The organism is Kosakonia sp. AG348, assembly GCF_003337365.1.
GTDB lineage: Bacteria > Pseudomonadota > Gammaproteobacteria > Enterobacterales > Enterobacteriaceae > Kosakonia.
Map to the genome: position 1 here is coordinate 213,694 of NZ_QPJR01000009.1, position 16,411 is coordinate 230,104.

The window sequence follows — 16,411 nt, forward strand, 5'->3', positions numbered from 1 at the left end:
ATGCTTCCATCGCATTCATTGCTGAACCCAAGGAGTCTCGCATGACCATCGCTACACAACCGCACAAAGGCACGGCTGTTATCACTGGCGCATCAACCGGTATTGGCGCGATTTACGCCAACCGCCTGGCCAGAATGGGCTATGACCTGATTATCGTCGCCCGTAACCAAAACCGCCTGAACCAGATGGCCAGCCACATCACGGCGGATACCACCCGCAATGTGGAAGCCGTCGCCGCCGATTTAAACGATGCCCAACAACTGCGGGCGCTGGAAGCGAAGCTGCGTGAGGATGCCAGCATCACGCTGCTGGTGAACAACGCCGGCGTCGGGACACACACGCCGCTGTTATCCAGCGATGTCGATCAGATGGAGGCGATGATTAACCTCAACGTTACTGCCCTGACCCGCCTCACATACGCGGTCGTTCCCGGTTTTGTGGCACGCGGCGCGGGCGCCATTATCAATATCTCCTCGATTGTCGGCATCGCACCGGAACTGCTGAACGGGGTCTACGGCGGGACGAAAGCCTTTGTGCTGGCGTTTAGCCAGTCGCTGCATCATGAGCTGGCGGAGAAAGGCATTCAGATCCAGGCCGTATTACCCGGCGCAACAGCAACGCCTTTCTGGGACAACGGCGGTTTGCCGCTGGAACAGCTGGATAAATCCATTGTGATGAGTGCTTACGACCTGGTCGACGCCGCACTGGTTGGCTTCGCGCAGGGTGAGCTTGTCACCATCCCCTCACTGCACAACGACGCGGACTGGCAGGCAATGGAACAGCGCCGACAGGCCATGCTGCCCAACCTCTCCAGCAACGTACCGGCTGAGCGCTACCGCCCGGCTACCACGCACTGAACATCCATTTCAAACCGAGGGCTTTCTTTATGAAACTGACAGGCAATACGATTTTTATTACCGGCGGCACTTCAGGCATTGGCCGCGCGATGGCGGAAAAATTTCACCAGTTGGGCAATAAAGTGATCATCTCCGGGCGGCGAAAAGCGCTGCTGGATAGCGTCACAGAAGCCAACCCAGGCATGGATTCCGTGGTGCTGGACGTCACGCAGGCCGCAAGCATCAAAGCGGCGGCGCATGAGGTGCTGTCGCGCTACCCGGCGCTGAACGTGGTTATCAACAATGCGGGCATTATGCCGTTCGACAACCCCGCCGGGGAACTTGATGACGCGATGGCCACCACGCTATTAGACACCAACTTGTTAGGCCCAGTGCGGGTAAGCGCGGCGTTTATTGAGCATCTGAAAAAGCAGCCGGACGCGGTACTTATCAATAACAGTTCGATTCTGGCGTTCTTACCGCTCGTCAGTAACGCGCTCTATTCGGCGACCAAAGCCGCGATCCACTCCTACACCTTGTCCCAGCGCTTCCTGCTGAAGGATTTTGGCATCAAGGTTATCGAAATTTCGCCGCCGTGGGTGGATACCGACCTGATCTATAAAAGTGGCGACACCCGTGCGATGCCGCTGCCGGACTTTATCCAGCAGACCTTCGACAAGCTGGGCACCGATACCATTGAAGCCATTGTCGATAGTGTGCTGCCCGCGCGCGCCAACCCTGGTGCGAACGAACATGAAATGGTCAACGCCTTTAACCAGGCGATGGTGGACAACCCGATCCCTGTGGCGTAATCGAATTGCGGGGCCTGGGCCCCGCAGCGGGAGTGAATGATGAATAATCGGTTATCTCTGACGCAACGACGCGCGCTGTGGGCGCTGAGCCTGGCGTATTTTATTCAGGCCACGGGGGCGCTATCGGTAGCGGGCAGCCTGAGCGCCATCTCCCATGAATGGGGGTTAAGCGATGGTCAAAGCGCGCGTTTACTCGCTATTTTCGGCCTGACTTTTGCCATCAGCGCACCGCTGGCGCAGGTGTTTCTGGGTCATATGATGCGCAAATACCAGGTGCTGGCCGGGATGCTGGTGTTCGGCCTCGGGGCGTTTATTTTCGCCATCGCCCCCGATTACACCGCGCTGGTTATCTCCCGTGTGGTGATGGGGCTGGGCGCATCGCTGATTGGCCCGGTGCTGGTGGCGCTCGGCGCGGAACTCGTCACACAACATGAACGCGGCAGCGCTATTGCCACGATCCTGCTCGGCGTCTCCATGGCGAGTATGGTCGGCATTCCGCTGGCGGCGTGGATCGCAAATGGTTGGGGGGCAAGAACGTTATTTGCCCTTGTCGCGCTGGTGAGTGTGCTGACCGCGCTGGCCGTCTGGTTCTCGGTGCCGAACATCGTTAAAGGGGTGGACATCCGTTTACGCCAGGTGGGACAGGTATTAATGGATGGCAAATCGCTGGCGGCATTTTTGGTGGTCTTTTTCATTACCTCCGGCGTGTATGACATGTATGCCTTTATTTCGCCGATGATCCGCGATCGCTGGCAGGGCGATACCGCCAGTGTTTCGGTTGCGCTGACGGTGATTGGTGTTGCCGGGATTTTGGGGAACTTGTTTGTTGGCCGCGCCGCACGACGTTATAGCGCCGAACGGTTACTGGTCACTGGCATCACTATGCTGGTGCTGGATATGCTGCTGCTTATGATCCTGCCCGGTAAGCTGGCGCTGCTCTATTTGTTACTGGTGCTGTGGGCATTTTCTACCGACCTTCTGTGGCCAACCCAGCAACGGCGGATTGTCGAGATCGCGTCGGCGGCAACACGCGGGATTTCGCTCGCCCTGACCAGCGCATTTATGTTTTGCGGCATTGGTTTTGGCTCGGCGGTCGCTTCATGGCTCTATCCGCTGTTCGGCTTTTATGGTGTGATGCTAAGCGCAGTCCTGTTTTTACTGTTGGCGCTTATCAGTTTATGGATCTCTGAACGATTACGCGTTCGGAGCCAGGCTTTGCAGGCCGCCAGCGCATGTTAAAGGGTGTCGTGATGCACAAAATTGGATTACTTATTTCCGACCATTTTCAGATGCTGGCGCTGTCCACCTTGACGGTGTTTGAGTTCGCCAACATGGTTGCCGGTGAAGCATTTTATCAGCCAACGGTCTACTCAGAATTCGGCGGCACTGTTTATTCCTCATCCGGTATTGGCGTCGAGTCCCGAGCGCTGGAAAGCGTCACGCAAATCGACACCTGGCTGGTCGCGGGTGTGCTGTCGCCCGTGGATGAACCGGCCAGCGCTGGCATTGTTCACTTTCTGCAAACCACCGCGTTACAGGCGCGCCGCATCGCGGGGATCTGCACCGGCGCATTTGTGCTGGCGCAGGCAGGTTTGCTGGAAAAAAAGCGCGCCACCACGCACTGGGCGCATGCCCGAAGCCTGGTGCTGCAACATCCTGACGTTCAGCTTGAAGACGATCGTATTTTTATCATTGATGATCGTATCTGGACGTCCGCCGGAATGACGGCCGGGCTGGATATGGCGCTCGGCATGGTGGAAAAAGATCTGGGCGCCGAGGCAGCCCGTGTCGTCGCGCACCGGCTGGTGATGAATCAACGCCGCTCCGGCGGGCAGACGCAGCACTCTGAAATGCTGGCGCTGGCACCGCGCTCGGATCGGCTGCAAAGCGCGCTGGAGTACGCCCGCAATAATCTGAAAAAAGCGCTGACGGTGGAACTGCTGGCCGATGCGGTTCACGTGAGCGCCCGCCAGCTCAGCCGCCTGTTTCGCCAGGAGACGGGTAAATCGCCAGCGAAAGCGATTGAAGGATTACGGCTGGAAGCGGCGAGGCTGATGATTGAGCAAAGCCGGCTTTCGCTGGATACAATTGCCCGTGAAGCCGGTTTTCGCGATCGTCGCCATATGCGGGAAGTTTTCGTGCGTGGTTACGGTATCCCGCCGCAGTCGCTGCGCACCGGCCGCTGAGGTTTCATACCGATTTTCATTCCTGCGGTGAAAGAGCTAATGCCAGAAATGGGTTTTTTATGCTGGCAGGCGGCGTAGACTAACCTGAACTTTCTCATGAAATCAGGAGTATAAAATGAACGATACCGTAACGGTTGTTGCGACCATTACCGCCCATGCCGGTAGCCGTGAAAAGGTGGCCGGGGCGCTTAAAACCGTTGAACGCGATGTGCAGGGCGAACCGGGTTGTCTCTCTTATCAGCTACACGTCAACCGTGAAAACGACCACCAGTTCGTGATGATTGAGCGCTGGGCATCGGCAAAAATGCTGGAGCAACACAGCCAGGCCGCGCCATTCAGGGCGTTAGTCAGCGCCATTGACGGGCTCGCCGATCTTAACGTCATGACCCTGAGCAGCGGTGCTTAATCATTGATGGTTTTCAGTGAGCAAAATCTTTAAACGGGTTGGCGATTTTTGCCAGCCCGTTTTTGCATGCACAGCCGCTATGGCTGAGGCGTTAGCAGATGGGTTCGGCTTTTTCGGTATTGCGCGGGGCTCACACCATACAGCCGCTTAAACCCTTTCGAAAACGAGGACAGCGAAAGAAACCCGCATCGTTCGGCGATGGCGTCGATAGTTAAACCCGCGTGCGTAATGAGTAACTGCGAGGCCATCGCCATACGCAACTGGGAAAGCCACGCCTGCGGCGTAAGCGGATAGCTGCGGGCAAAATAGCGGGCAAATGTCGCGCGGGATAAAAAGCATCGTTCGGCCATGGTTTCCAGAGTCCACGGGTGCGCAGGATCGGCGATGACGGCCAGCAACGCGGGAGCAAGCCGTTTATTGCTCATCAGCCTGAGCAGACCGGCGGGCGGCTCATGTAGTGCGAGCAACAGACGCAAGATCAGCGCCAGCAGCGTATCGGCCAGCCCTTTGGCAATCGTCGCATTCCCCGGCAACGAACCGAGACTTTCCCGCACCAGCATCATCAGCAACATTTCCAGTTCAGGACACGCCTGCCAGTGGTTTGTTTGCAGATGAATAAGGCGGCTTTCATGGGCAAACAACCAGCCGCTGTGCGGGCCAAAATCAAATTCACCGCACAGCACTTCCACCGCCGTGCCCTTCGCCGGGCTTCGGACTTCTGTCAGGATGCCGTTGTCATGCTTTAACGCCGGAACAATCTGCCCCCACTCGACCAGGCTCTGAAGCAGATGCGGCGAACCGTGGGGAAGCAGGAGCACATCACCTGCGCACACATCCACATTTCTGCCTTCTACCACCAGCCTCGCTTCGCCGTGCAAAACCACATGCCAGGGCACCACGCCAGGCGCGAGTTGTTGATGGTCGGCTTCCCACCGTCCGGCAAAGCGGCAGTGGAGGTTTACAGCGCATAGTGGCGCCAGCATCGCAAGCAGTTGGCTGAGGCTATCCACACTTCCCTCTGAGACGATAAGACAAAAAATAGAGACGATGTATAACAGTTGCCCGCAAGCTATCCCCCTATGATGAGCACATCGCCGATACGGCGGAACCATACACTGACAGGAGATAATCATGAGCCGTTTAACATCCATTCAACCCGAAAACGCTACCGATAAAACCGCCGATCTTTTCGGTGCCATTAAGAAAGCGATGGGTAAAGTACCTAATGCCTACCAGACCATTGGCATTGCCCCGGATATGCTTGCTCAGGCGTTACAACATAATGCCGCACTGGCAAAAAGTTCGCTGAATAAAAAAGAGCTGGAAGCAATCAACTTACTGGTCAGTGAAATTTCCGGCTGTGACTACTGCCTGGCCGCGCATACGTTAACAGGAAAAATGGCGGGTTATAGCGTGGAACAAACGCAACAGCTGCGCCGTGGCGAATTCCCTGAAGATGCGCACATTGACGCGCTGCTGAAATTCGTAAAAACCGTGGTCACCACGCACGGTACGCTGCCGGCAGAAAAGGTTGAATCGCTGCGCAGCGCCGGTTTCGCGGATCGTCAGATTGTCGAGATAATCAGCGCTATCAGCGCCATTCTGTTTACCAATATGATTAACCGCGTCAACGACACGGTTGTGGATTTCCCGCAAGCCGCCGCACTGTAACGCTCCGCCAGGCTTCCCCATTATGCGGGAAGCCTGGTTTTTACTTCCCGTTTCCAGGCCCCCATACGTCGTTATCATGCCGCCCTGGCAGAGCGATCGCGAACCACAACAACAAAAGACTCACTCATACCTTTCGCGATAATGAACATCCCTGACCAATGAGCACGATGTACGTTATGCGATCATCTGCTGAGTGCAAAAACGCCCATGACTAACGCAACGGCGAGTTAAAAAACCGGGCGCTGGTCAGCGAGTTTTACTCATTTTCCAGCCAGTCAATGAAGAACTGGGTAAAGGCGGTAACCGGCAGCGGCTGCAACCGTCGCTGCGGATAGACAAATTGCAGCCCGACATTTTTTTTATCAAAGCGGCTGAACCCAATAAAACTTTCAGCAAACAGCAGGTGCAGCCTCCCCTGTTCCACATCGCGTTTTACATCCCACCATGACTTGCTGGCAATCCCCGCATCCGCCAGCACCCACTGGCGGAGTAGCGCGCCATCGTCGCATACCATGGCTGGGGTAAAGCGTACTGCGCTCTGTTTACCGTCATGCTCAAAACGCCATTCGTTCATGACCATTCCGCGCAGTTCCAGCGCAAGGCATCGGTGGCTGTGCAAATCCTCAATGGCCGCTGGTGTGCCTGCCGTCCGGAGATAGTTAGTGGAAGCGACCAGTACCCTGTGATTCGGGCGGATATTTCTGACGACCAGGCTGCTGTCTGGCAGGTTTCCGAAGCGAATGCTCATGTCCAGACGATTGGCGACCAGATCGGCGACATTTTCGCCCAGGTATACCGAGCTTTTCACTGCCGGATGCAGCCGGGAAAAATCAAGCAGGGCCGGGCTGAGATACTGTCGGCCAAAATCGGAGGGGGCCGAAATGCGGATATTACCGCTGAGCACCCCTTCTTTTTGCGTAAGCAGTGACTCAGCATGGTTCATTTCATCCAGTACGCGCAGTGCCGCGTGATAGAACTCCTCACCCGCACGCGTCATGGTAATAGCGCGGGTGGAGCGGTGGAATAGCCGGGTCTGATAACGCTCTTCAATCGCCTTCAGCCTTGCGGTCATGGTTGCCGGCGAAAGCCCCATCCGGCGACCGGCGGCTGAAAGCCCGCCCGCCTCCACCACGGCAACCAGCAGTGCCATATCTTCAAGCTTTCCCATTATTCAGTAATCCTGAAAAGAGAATCATATTTTAATGCCATTATCAAAATATCTGACGCCGCGTAAAGTGCTTTTAAAGATTCATTACGGGGGACAGAAAATGGGAAATCGTACACTTTTTGAGAGCTACCACCTGAAGGCGCTCAGCCTGAAAAACCGGATCGTGATGGCGCCGATGACGCGGGCGCGGGCGTTACAGCCGGGAAACGTTCCTTCCGCATTAATGGCGGCTTACTACCAGCAGCGTGCCAGCGCGGGATTGATCATTACCGAAGCCACGCAGATTTCACCTCAGGGGCAGGGGTACTCCTGGACACCTGGTCTGCACTCCGCTGAGCAGGTTGAAGGATGGCGGCTCACCACCGAAGCCGTTCACCGTGCAGGCGGGATTATCTTCTCCCAGCTCTGGCACGTTGGGCGCATGTCATATGCGGGTTTCCATAAAGACGGCAAACCGGTCGCGCCGTCTGCGCTCGCGCCCGATGCCCAGGTATGGGTGGTGGATGAGCAGGGTGAAGGACATATGGTCGACTGCCCGGTGCCGCGGGCACTTGAGCATGCCGATATTCAGCAGATCATTGCTGATTACCGGCAGGCCGCAGTAAACGCCATTAACGCCGGTTTTGATGGTGTTGAGGTGCACGGCGGTAATGGTTATCTGATCGATCAGTTTCTTCGCCGGACATCAAACAAACGTACCGATGAGTATGGCGGCAGCCTGGCTAACCGGATCCGTTTCGCACAGGAGGTGCTGGAAGCCATCAGCGACGCTATCGGCAATACGCGCACGGGCATACGCCTTTCCCCGTTCATCACCCAGCGCGGAATGAACGATCCGCAGGTGACTGACGCGATCCTCGCGCTGGCGGCATGGTGTGAAAAGAGAGGTATCGCCTATATCCACCTGGCAGAGGCGGACTGGGACGATGCCCCGCAGGTGCCTGATGATTTTCGTCAAACATTACGCGCCACCTTCAGCGGCACACTTATCGTCGCCGGAAATTATACCCAGGACAAAGCGGACAAACTCCTTAAGGCGGGTCTGGCCGATCTGTTTGCCTTTGGCCGCCCGTTCATTGCCAACCCTGACCTGCCGTACCGGCTCAGGAATCACCTTCCCTTAGCGACCGTAAACAATCCCGCCACGCTCTTTGGCGGCAGCAGCGCAGGCTATACCGATTATCCGTTCTACAAAACCGACGAGGCGTAAAGTGATGGCGAAAAAAACATTAATCATCGGCGGGGCTTCCGGTATTGGCTTTGCTGTGGCCCGCGCGCTGGCTGAACAGGGAGGAAGCCTGATCCTTGCCGGAAGGAACAGTGAAAAGCTGGCGCGAGCCAGAGAGTTGCTGAGCCAGAAAAGCGCATCTGTGGATACTGTCGTCCTTGATATCAGCAAAGAGGAGGAGGTGATCCAGCTTAGCCAGACGCTCGGAGAGGTAGATAACATTATTGTGACGGCGGGATCGCATGCACCAGGCGGGGTGCTCACGTCACTGAATCTGAACGAGGCCCGGCTGGCTTTCGACACCAAATTCTGGGGCAGCATCCATGTTGCCAGGCATCTGAGTAAAAATATCCACGCCCGGGGCACCCTGACGCTGACCAGCGGCTTTGTTTCCCGCCGCACTGTTGCGGGCGCTATCGTCAAAACCACCATGAACGCGGCGCTGGAGTCAGCCGTTAAGGTGCTGGCGAAAGAGCTTTCTCCGCTGCGCGTAAATGCGGTGAGCCCGGGGCTGACAGATACCGAGGCGCATGCAGGCATGGAGCCTGCTGCCCGCGAAAAAATGTTGCTGTCTGCCGCTGAAAATCTGCCGGCAAAAGCCTTCGGGCGGGCAGAGGACATCGCAAAAGGCTATCTGTTCGTGATGGACAATCCCTTTGTCACCGGAACCCTGCTGGATATCGAAGGCGGCGCGCTAATTAACTAAACCTCACGTTTATCTGCGGGCGGCTGAAATGCGCCCGGATCACCTGTTTCTCTGAGGCTAAATAAAGGATCTTTTTATGAATAAGTTAAGGTTTTACTCTTCCCGACTGGCGACGCTTATGCTGCTTCCTGTGACCAGCGCTGTGTTTTCTGCACCGCTTGAGCTGGTGAAACCCCATGAATTGATTGCGGAAAGCCACTTATCATCCGCCCACGTAGCTGCACTTGAAACCGTCGCAAGGCGTTACGCAACATTCTGGGATACCGGCGATGAAGCCCTGGCCCGTGAGGCGCTGGCCGATAATTTTGTCGATAAGACACCGCCTGAAGGCCGCAAACAGGGACCGGAAGGCGCGCTTCTGGCTTCCCGCGCCTTCCGCACCGCCGTCCCGGATCTGCGTTGCGAGGTTGAGCAGATAATCGTTGCAGGCGATCGAGTCGTATCGCACCTTCATTTCCGCGGACATTTCACGGGAACCTTCGGCAAACTGAAAGGTAAAGGCCAGCAGGTGGATTTTATCGCGACGGATATCTACCAGGTCAGGAACAATAAAATTATCGCGAACTGGCATCTTGAAGATAATTTAACCCTAATGAAACAACTGGGTGCGTTGTAAATGGCTGCCGGGGAAGGATGATGCTGTCAGGCAGTAGGGCAAAGGCTGGAATATTTCATTAAACACCAGCACTTATTTTAAGCCTGCCGGAAATGGCAGGCGAAAGCGGTTATTCCTGATGATGCCTGAATAAGCTGCGGGTGCAGAGGCGTGCCGTGAAAACGATGCCGCCTGTTAAAGCCGGGCTACTGTCACCCGTAGGTTCAACGGGCAGTACCGACTACTCACTTTTGCGCGCTTCACGGATACTGCGAGCCGGTGGCTGACCGAACATGCGCGAATATTCACGTGTAAACTGCGTCACGCTCTCATAGCCCACACCGTGGGCAGCGGTGCTGATCGCAGCGCCTTGCGCAAGCATACGTCTGCGAGCTTCAACCAGACGCAACTGTTTTTGAAATTGCAATGGAGTGAGCGTAGTGACGTTGCGAAAATGCGTGTGAAATACCGAAATACTCATCCCCGCTGCATCGGCCAGTGTTTTGATTCGCAACGGCTGATCATATTTAGTCCGGATAATCTCGATAGCCCGGGCGATCCGACGGGCATGGCTATCAATATTTCCCAGGGCGCGCATAGATTTGCCATAGCGGCCGGACAGCAGCCAGTAATGCAACTCGCGCACTAACTGGCGACCCAGCATTTTCAACGCGTGCGGTCTGTCGAGCAATTTCAGCAGGTGTAACGCAGCGTCTGCAACGTCCTCTTCGATCTGGTCAACCCTTACAGGCAAATCCGGCATTACCTCCAGTTTTTCCATATCGCCAACCAGTTCGGTAATCACAGCGGCGTCAAGTTCCACGACCAGAGAATAATATGGGGCGGCAGCACTGGCGGTGATAACCTGGCTGACTGTCGGCACATCCATAGTAACCAGCAAAGACTCCCCCGCACCGAAATCGAACGTATGACTGCCCATCGTCACGCGCTTGCGCCCTTGCAGCACAAGTGCCACCAGCGGCTTAGTAATGGCGAACTGCAACAAGGAAGGTGCGGCTTCGCTTAAGATAAACACCCCCGGAATGGGGGTTGTTGCCACACCGTCTTTATTGAGGTGCGCGTCGGCATATTTCCGCGCCACCCGCAGGAGCGCCGCCGTCGTCTTTGCTCCGTCAGACTCATCTGTGCCAGAGACGCATTCTTCAGGTAATCGGGTCATCGCCGTCATATTTTTAGGCTAATAAATGTAATTTGAGCGTGCGCTAATCTTAGTGCAGTTCTGACTGAAGAGAAAATTCAAAATTATCAGGCAAGTTTTCGCGATTATCGGGCAACCTAAAATGCGCTGTGATGGATAGTATTTTATCTCCACATATCAGGAGATATTTTATGACAACCATTTCTCTTGTGACCGGTGCCAGTCGGGGCCTTGGTCGTAATACTGCACTGAACATCGCGCGCCATGGCGGCGATGTGATCATCACCTATCGTAATGGTAAAGAAGCTGCGGATGCCGTGGCGGCTGATATCCAGTCCCTTGGTCGTAAGGCAATTACCCTTCAACTGGACATGCGCGACGTGTTCTCCTTTCGCGATTTCGTGACCGCCGTCAGCGCAGCATTGAAAGACACCTGGGGGCGCGATACGTTCGACCATCTGATCAATAACGCCGGGCATGGTGAAATGGCCGACTTCGTGAATACCACAGAAGAGCAGTTTGACGCGCTCTTTAACGTCCACGTGAAAGGCGTATTTTTCCTGACGCAGTCACTTCTGCCGATCCTGGCCGATGGCGGACGGATCATCAATTTCTCATCGGGTCTGACGCGGGTGTCATTCCCTGGGTTCTCGGCCTACTCGGCTGCCAAAGGCGCGGTGGAAGTGCTCACCGTTTATATGGCTAAAGAGTTGGGCAGCCGCGGCATTACCGTCAATGCCATTGCGCCAGGTGCTATCGAAACGGACTTCCTGGGAGGCGCTGTACGTGACATTCCCGATTACAACAAAGCCTTTGCAGGCATGACTGCGCTGGGTCGCGTGGGACTGCCTGATGATATCGGTCCGATGATTGCCAGCCTGTTGGGTGAGGACAATCGATGGGTCACTGGACAGCGCATTGAAGTTTCCGGCGGGCAGTCGATTTAATCTCACGGGGATAGATTCCACTCCGGGTGGGATCTATCGTTTCTCCTGTCTGTCATCAGCATTTTTTAATACCTGAATCGATTATTGGCTCTCTTGCGGTGACGTTTGCGAATGCCTGGTTATCAAGCGTCACGCTATCTGAAAAACCATCCCCCAGAGTCCGTAAACACCGCAAGCGCCATAAGCCCCATCCACTGGCATAAAAACAGGTTACCCAGCTTTGTAAATTGCTGAGAGCGGGTTTTGCTGCTGAGGTTCAGTTCAGTCTTATGAAAATATGCGCGAATAGTCGCTTCCCGCTCATAGCATGCATGATGCTTTCCAGTCGGTCGCTATGCGCCGCGGATAACGAAAAAGTTATGGCATAAACCGGACAGAGAGCTAAAAGCGCATGATCTGCCTGGGCGGGATACATACCGTACGTCTGGCGACACGTAATCACGATTTTCGCCAATATCTACGTTATCTTTGTCACCTGGTTTCATCATTTCTATCCCTTTAAACGACAGTGGCTTTGCCTCTTGTTTTCCTGCCATAAAGACTCCGTTATCATGCTCCCCACGCCTTTATGAAGCGAAATGTAGGATTTCATGAGATCCAATGAGACAAAGTGAAACTCAATGAGAACAAAAAACATCACTAACTCATTAAAATTTAAGAAAATGGACATCATAAGCTGATGAGTACACTAGAGAATTTCGACGCCCATACCCCAATGATGCATTGGTGTTTTATTATTGATTAACATAGATATTTATTGAAATTTAATTAGAACCTACAATTCAACCTATAGTATATGCAAACAGTGCATACGAGATGCCCATAGTTTTCAGGATTTTTGTTCATGGCGCATCGCCAGATACTTACAAGCCCTATAAGACCCCCCTTCCCACTTAATGCCCTACAAAAAAACTTTCTGTGTACAGCATGTAAGCTCTACGAACGTCTGCTGGGTGCCAGTGGCGGACGTTGCTAAATGCGTAGTGTGTTAATCTGAAGGGCGCAGGTCAACCGGGCAGATAGCAAGAACTGAAAGGTTGCCTCTGTGGGGGCAAACATGCACGACTTGCAGTGGTTAAAACTGCTAAAACAGTTTAATCGGAGATGAAAATCAAAGGTAGCAGCATAACTACCATCATCTTGCCCTTTGTCATGTGAAAACGTGAAAACTCGGTAGACTCCGTTCACCGCCACCTCGCCTACACGAGAAAGGCAGCGGTTATTGGTGGATCTGGATACATGGATCGCTTGGGTGGCTCCTGCGAATCACTATTCTGACTTCAAGCTGATACTAATCAAAGGCCACTTATTGTGGCCTTTTCTCAAAATTAGGGATGCCTATGAAAAATGTTCTGGTGTTCTTCAATCGTCAGCCTGTGGTGGTTGTCAGGGTTGTAGATGGCACTACCACAATACTCCGTGAATACCCGAATGGTGAGGAAGCTCACCTTAAGATTATGTATGCGGGAGTTCATTCGCTAACTGGCGATCATACTGAGTTTTGTGTTGCCTCAGACAGAGAGGTTACATCACATGAAATCGTCGAAGCTGCAAACAAACTTTTGAAATAGCTTGAGCTGGTTAATTTCTGAAATTAAAAAAAAGCCCTCTAAGCGAAGGCAATCTTGAGGTACAGCATCGGTTCTTATTTTCAGTTCCCTCAGCTCCCGCTGAAGGTGTGGACTCATCCATAAGTCATTCCCTGGGTCGGGGTGCGCATCCTTTAAGAGCCTCTCCAAGTGTGGTCTACAAACCATTTACAACAAGCGTAAGCGGAAGAATTAATTAAAAAAAGTTTTATTAACGGCAGAGGAATGATTATTACGACATTACAACAGGCATTCACTGTGGGTCTGCGATAATGCCAGGAAAAAATCTGTCAAGCGTCGGCTGTGGCTCGACACCAGAGGTCCTGCGAACGAGGCGACCGACATCGACGGCGTGGGTATTGCAACCAACTCCCGATTTACCGGTGGCGTGAGGGAGGATTCCTGAGCGCACTCATGGAAGATACCCTATGATTTATAAAAGGTTGGGTATGAAAAAGGAGTACATATATGAAACCTGAAGAACTGGAGCGTAAAGCTGAGCAAGAAATTTCTGCTCTTATTACTAAAAAAATCGCTGAGCTACGGAAAAAAAACAGGCAAAGAAGTTTCTGAGATCGAGTTTATACCGAGTGAGACCATATCCGGTCTTGAGGGGTATAAAGTAAAAATAAAGCTTATGTAAAATAAATAGGTCGCTTAGGCGGCCTTTTTTTATTGCTCCCAATTGACCTGATCCCCATTTATTAACACGCGTCATCAACTATGGGATAAATTACGAACTTCTGCTGTTCGTTCTGAGCAGACATGGCTACCCCCTGATCGACTTTTTCGTGCCAAAAGCGGACATCGTTAACGTCGCGATGTGCTAACCAACAGGGAACAGGTCAAAGCTATGTCAGCTGCAGACATCAAATGATAGGCTGCATTAATATACCGATAAAAGCTTCATGATGATGTGGAGTTGGCTATTTTAATACACTTATACCGGAATGCTCCGCTTGATAAGCATCTGTATATGCTTCAATAATTACTTAAGGTTTATCGAGCCTGGGAATAAATAATCTTTGCCGCTACAGAAATGACCTAAATAATTAGAAAAGTGATGTATACTATTTCTTTATAGATTACACTCATAATGTAGTTAAATTTAATCCTTGAGGAATTTTATGTCAGACTTAATCAGCATGCTTAATAACATTCGTTCTCTTCGTACACAAACACGTGACCTTTCACTTGGAGAACTTGAGGCTATCCTGGAAAAATTTAGCACCATTGTTTCCGAAATACGAAACACTACTGCTGCAAAAGCAGAAGAAGAAAGTGGCCGAAAAGCCAAGCTGGAAAACCTTCGACAACTTATGCTCGCAGAAGGTATATACCCGGAAGAATTATTGAAGTTTTCAGAAAATACAAGTAAAAAAAAGTCAACTCGTATTGTAAGGCCCGCTCGATACAAGTATTTAGATGAAAACAATAAGATTAAAACCTGGACGGGCTAGGGGCGCATGCCAAAAACAATAGCTAAACAAATGGCTGAAGGAAAAAAACTTGATGAATTCCTCATTTAAACCTTAAGCTGAGCATTAGGTTTTCTGACAACTACGTCGTGGCGTTTCTCTCGTATTGTTAGATGCTTGCGATTCAGCACAATTATAATCGTTGAATCGCTACGGATAATATCAATACCTCCGAGAGGTTGATAATATCGACGCCCATCGTCTATAACCAGCATTGCTGGTATAAAGAAAAAAAAGCCTGCATTTTAATGCAGGCTATCAAAGGTTTTTACGTACTTTTTTATTTTCTCATCTGATTTATACGGGAAAACATAGTTTCTATAACCGCCAGTACACGATCAAACATGGATTAGAGGAATAAAAAACCTCACGGTTTGCTACAAATACTTTCTGGCAGCATCCAGTATTTCCTGTGATGTCAGTTCCCTGTCTGAAGCTACATGTACAATACCATGCTCTGTAGTCAACGAAGGAAAACCGGCAGACATTATCTGAAGATGTATTTCTTCACCGTTTGGGTACTCCTCGCGGATAGAGGTAATACCTTTAAGAACATTGATAACCTTGCACGGTTCGGCATTAAAAAAAACAATAACTTTTTTCATATGCCACCATAATTTTGTTAACTGGTTGTTCTGGAGATACCTGTGTCCGGATGTAAATATATACGTTCCCGTCATAATGACTTAGTTAAACATCCATGAACGGGCTGTTCCAAAAATTGAGAACATATTTTAGCTGCGCCCAAAAGGCTCTCAACTTCCCATACCCTATTGCAGTGATTTATTCAAATCAATACAACCATCCTAAAAAACTCACTCTTTCAAGGATGATGAGGGATAAAAGAATAATAATACCTGTTATGGGAATGTATTTTAGCAAAAAAACCACGTAAAATCGAAGAAGTGATGCTTGTGGAGGTTGTCTTACCTCTTACGCACTTTAATGTTTTTACAAGCAGTTAGCTTCTGCTTTTAGACTGTTCATGCAGCAGACCTGCACTTCATCACATCGGTAAGCACACTCATACATGAGCAAAAATGTACTAACCTGATGTTAAGAATAATCTGCCCTTCACTACCTTCACTAAATTAACCTATGGATCTGTCTACTCAGGAATGAACCCTCATCGTTGTCGCAGATCCACAAATATTTATTTATCGCAAAGTATTACGTTTGCAGCTGCCGGGCCTTTATCACCCGCGTGTATTGCGAATTCAACTTTCTGGCCTTCAAATAAAGTTTTGAAGTTATCACCGTTAAGCGCAGAAAAATGAACAAAGATATCTTTGCTTCCATCGAGTGGAGAGATGAAACCAAAACCTTTGTCTTCGTTAAACCACTTTACCAGGCCTTTAATTCTTGAGGTCATACTGACTCCCGTTACACATTAGTATTGATAGTAAACGTATAGTATTAAGCGTATGGACTCAAAAGAAGGGGATATCAGCGATAGCGCCTGGTAATGAGGACTGCACGGAAAATGTTTTACGTTCGTTTGTACATCGAACTGATGAGTTCATTAAGGCACGGGGTGAATCGCCACGGGTTTAACAGACACCTCAGAGTCATTTAAGATGGCTTAAAGAGAGGTGCCCATGAGCGGTAAGCGTTATCCCGAAGAGTTTAA

Annotated in this window: 17 protein-coding genes and 1 pseudogene; 13 read left to right on the top strand and 5 right to left on the bottom strand. The window is 51.7% G+C overall.

What is annotated here, in order from left to right; translation table 11 throughout:
• Positions 1–41 precede the first annotated feature (41 nt).
• The 5 genes from DFO56_RS20175 to DFO56_RS20195 all read left to right on the top strand — a co-directional run bounded on the left by DFO56_RS20175 (position 42) and on the right by DFO56_RS20195 (position 4,240).
• Positions 42–857 carry an SDR family oxidoreductase gene (locus DFO56_RS20175; RefSeq protein ID WP_020455006.1) on the top strand — a complete coding sequence of 272 codons (816 nt, stop codon included), beginning with the start codon at positions 42–44 and terminating at the stop codon, positions 855–857.
• A 29-nt stretch (positions 858–886) separates the two neighbouring features.
• Positions 887–1,648, top strand: a complete 762-nt coding sequence (locus tag DFO56_RS20180; protein ID WP_020455007.1) for an SDR family oxidoreductase — start codon at positions 887–889, stop codon at positions 1,646–1,648.
• Between the two features lie 39 nt (positions 1,649–1,687).
• Positions 1,688–2,887 carry an MFS transporter gene (locus tag DFO56_RS20185; protein WP_045511111.1) on the top strand — a complete coding sequence of 400 codons (1,200 nt, stop codon included), beginning with the start codon at positions 1,688–1,690 and terminating at the stop codon, positions 2,885–2,887.
• 11 nt (positions 2,888–2,898) lie between these two features.
• Positions 2,899–3,834 (top strand): GlxA family transcriptional regulator, encoded by a 936-nt coding sequence (locus tag DFO56_RS20190; RefSeq protein WP_020455009.1) that lies wholly within the window; start codon positions 2,899–2,901, stop codon positions 3,832–3,834.
• Between the two features lie 115 nt (positions 3,835–3,949).
• Complete coding sequence (locus DFO56_RS20195) at positions 3,950–4,240, top strand: putative quinol monooxygenase (RefSeq protein WP_017459230.1); 291 nt, start codon at positions 3,950–3,952, stop codon at positions 4,238–4,240.
• A 77-nt stretch (positions 4,241–4,317) separates the two neighbouring features.
• Here DFO56_RS20195 and DFO56_RS20200 read toward each other — a convergent pair whose 3' ends face one another.
• Positions 4,318–5,250, bottom strand: coding sequence for an AraC family transcriptional regulator (locus DFO56_RS20200; RefSeq protein WP_045511114.1), 933 nt, complete (start codon positions 5,248–5,250; stop codon positions 4,318–4,320).
• Between the two features lie 121 nt (positions 5,251–5,371).
• Here DFO56_RS20200 and DFO56_RS20205 point away from each other — a divergent pair, with 121 nt between their 5' ends.
• Complete coding sequence (locus tag DFO56_RS20205; protein ID WP_020455012.1) at positions 5,372–5,911, top strand: carboxymuconolactone decarboxylase family protein; 540 nt, start codon at positions 5,372–5,374, stop codon at positions 5,909–5,911.
• 256 nt (positions 5,912–6,167) lie between these two features.
• Here the strand turns inward: DFO56_RS20205 and DFO56_RS20210 are convergent, their stop codons facing one another.
• Positions 6,168–7,079 carry a LysR family transcriptional regulator gene (locus DFO56_RS20210; protein WP_045511117.1) on the bottom strand — a complete coding sequence of 304 codons (912 nt, stop codon included), beginning with the start codon at positions 7,077–7,079 and terminating at the stop codon, positions 6,168–6,170.
• Between the two features lie 100 nt (positions 7,080–7,179).
• Between DFO56_RS20210 and DFO56_RS20215 the strand changes: the two genes are divergently transcribed.
• From DFO56_RS20215 to DFO56_RS20225, 3 genes are all read left to right on the top strand, one after another.
• Positions 7,180–8,289, top strand: coding sequence for an alkene reductase (locus DFO56_RS20215; protein ID WP_045511147.1), 1,110 nt, complete (start codon positions 7,180–7,182; stop codon positions 8,287–8,289).
• Between the two features lie 4 nt (positions 8,290–8,293).
• A complete protein-coding gene (locus tag DFO56_RS20220; RefSeq protein ID WP_020455015.1) occupies positions 8,294–9,013 on the top strand; it encodes an SDR family oxidoreductase in 720 nt (239 codons plus the stop codon).
• A 76-nt stretch (positions 9,014–9,089) separates the two neighbouring features.
• Positions 9,090–9,629 (top strand): ester cyclase, encoded by a 540-nt coding sequence (locus DFO56_RS20225; RefSeq protein ID WP_045511120.1) that lies wholly within the window; start codon positions 9,090–9,092, stop codon positions 9,627–9,629.
• Between the two features lie 220 nt (positions 9,630–9,849).
• Here the strand turns inward: DFO56_RS20225 and DFO56_RS20230 are convergent, their stop codons facing one another.
• Entirely contained in the window at positions 9,850–10,710 is an 861-nt protein-coding gene (locus DFO56_RS20230; protein WP_045511122.1) for an AraC family transcriptional regulator, read from the bottom strand.
• A gap of 248 nt (positions 10,711–10,958) precedes the next feature.
• Here DFO56_RS20230 and DFO56_RS20235 point away from each other — a divergent pair, with 248 nt between their 5' ends.
• The 4 genes and pseudogenes from DFO56_RS20235 to DFO56_RS20255 all read left to right on the top strand — a co-directional run bounded on the left by DFO56_RS20235 (position 10,959) and on the right by DFO56_RS20255 (position 14,763).
• Complete coding sequence (locus tag DFO56_RS20235) at positions 10,959–11,714, top strand: SDR family NAD(P)-dependent oxidoreductase (protein ID WP_045511124.1); 756 nt, start codon at positions 10,959–10,961, stop codon at positions 11,712–11,714.
• A 1,340-nt stretch (positions 11,715–13,054) separates the two neighbouring features.
• On the top strand, positions 13,055–13,285 hold the full coding sequence (locus tag DFO56_RS20245; RefSeq protein WP_085007568.1) for a hypothetical protein: 231 nt from the start codon (positions 13,055–13,057) through the stop codon (positions 13,283–13,285).
• A 486-nt stretch (positions 13,286–13,771) separates the two neighbouring features.
• Positions 13,772–13,946 (top strand): annotated as a pseudogene (locus DFO56_RS20250) (GnsA/GnsB family addiction module toxin).
• Between the two features lie 484 nt (positions 13,947–14,430).
• Positions 14,431–14,763, top strand: coding sequence for an H-NS family nucleoid-associated regulatory protein (locus tag DFO56_RS20255; protein WP_233500420.1), 333 nt, complete (start codon positions 14,431–14,433; stop codon positions 14,761–14,763).
• Positions 14,764–15,158: 395 nt separating this feature from the next.
• Here the strand turns inward: DFO56_RS20255 and DFO56_RS20260 are convergent, their stop codons facing one another.
• Together DFO56_RS20260 and DFO56_RS20265 are read right to left on the bottom strand one after the other, a co-directional pair.
• Positions 15,159–15,386, bottom strand: coding sequence for a hypothetical protein (locus DFO56_RS20260; protein ID WP_045511129.1), 228 nt, complete (start codon positions 15,384–15,386; stop codon positions 15,159–15,161).
• 548 nt (positions 15,387–15,934) lie between these two features.
• A complete protein-coding gene (locus DFO56_RS20265; RefSeq protein WP_041852353.1) occupies positions 15,935–16,153 on the bottom strand; it encodes a cold shock domain-containing protein in 219 nt (72 codons plus the stop codon).
• Positions 16,154–16,411: the final 258 nt, after the last annotated feature.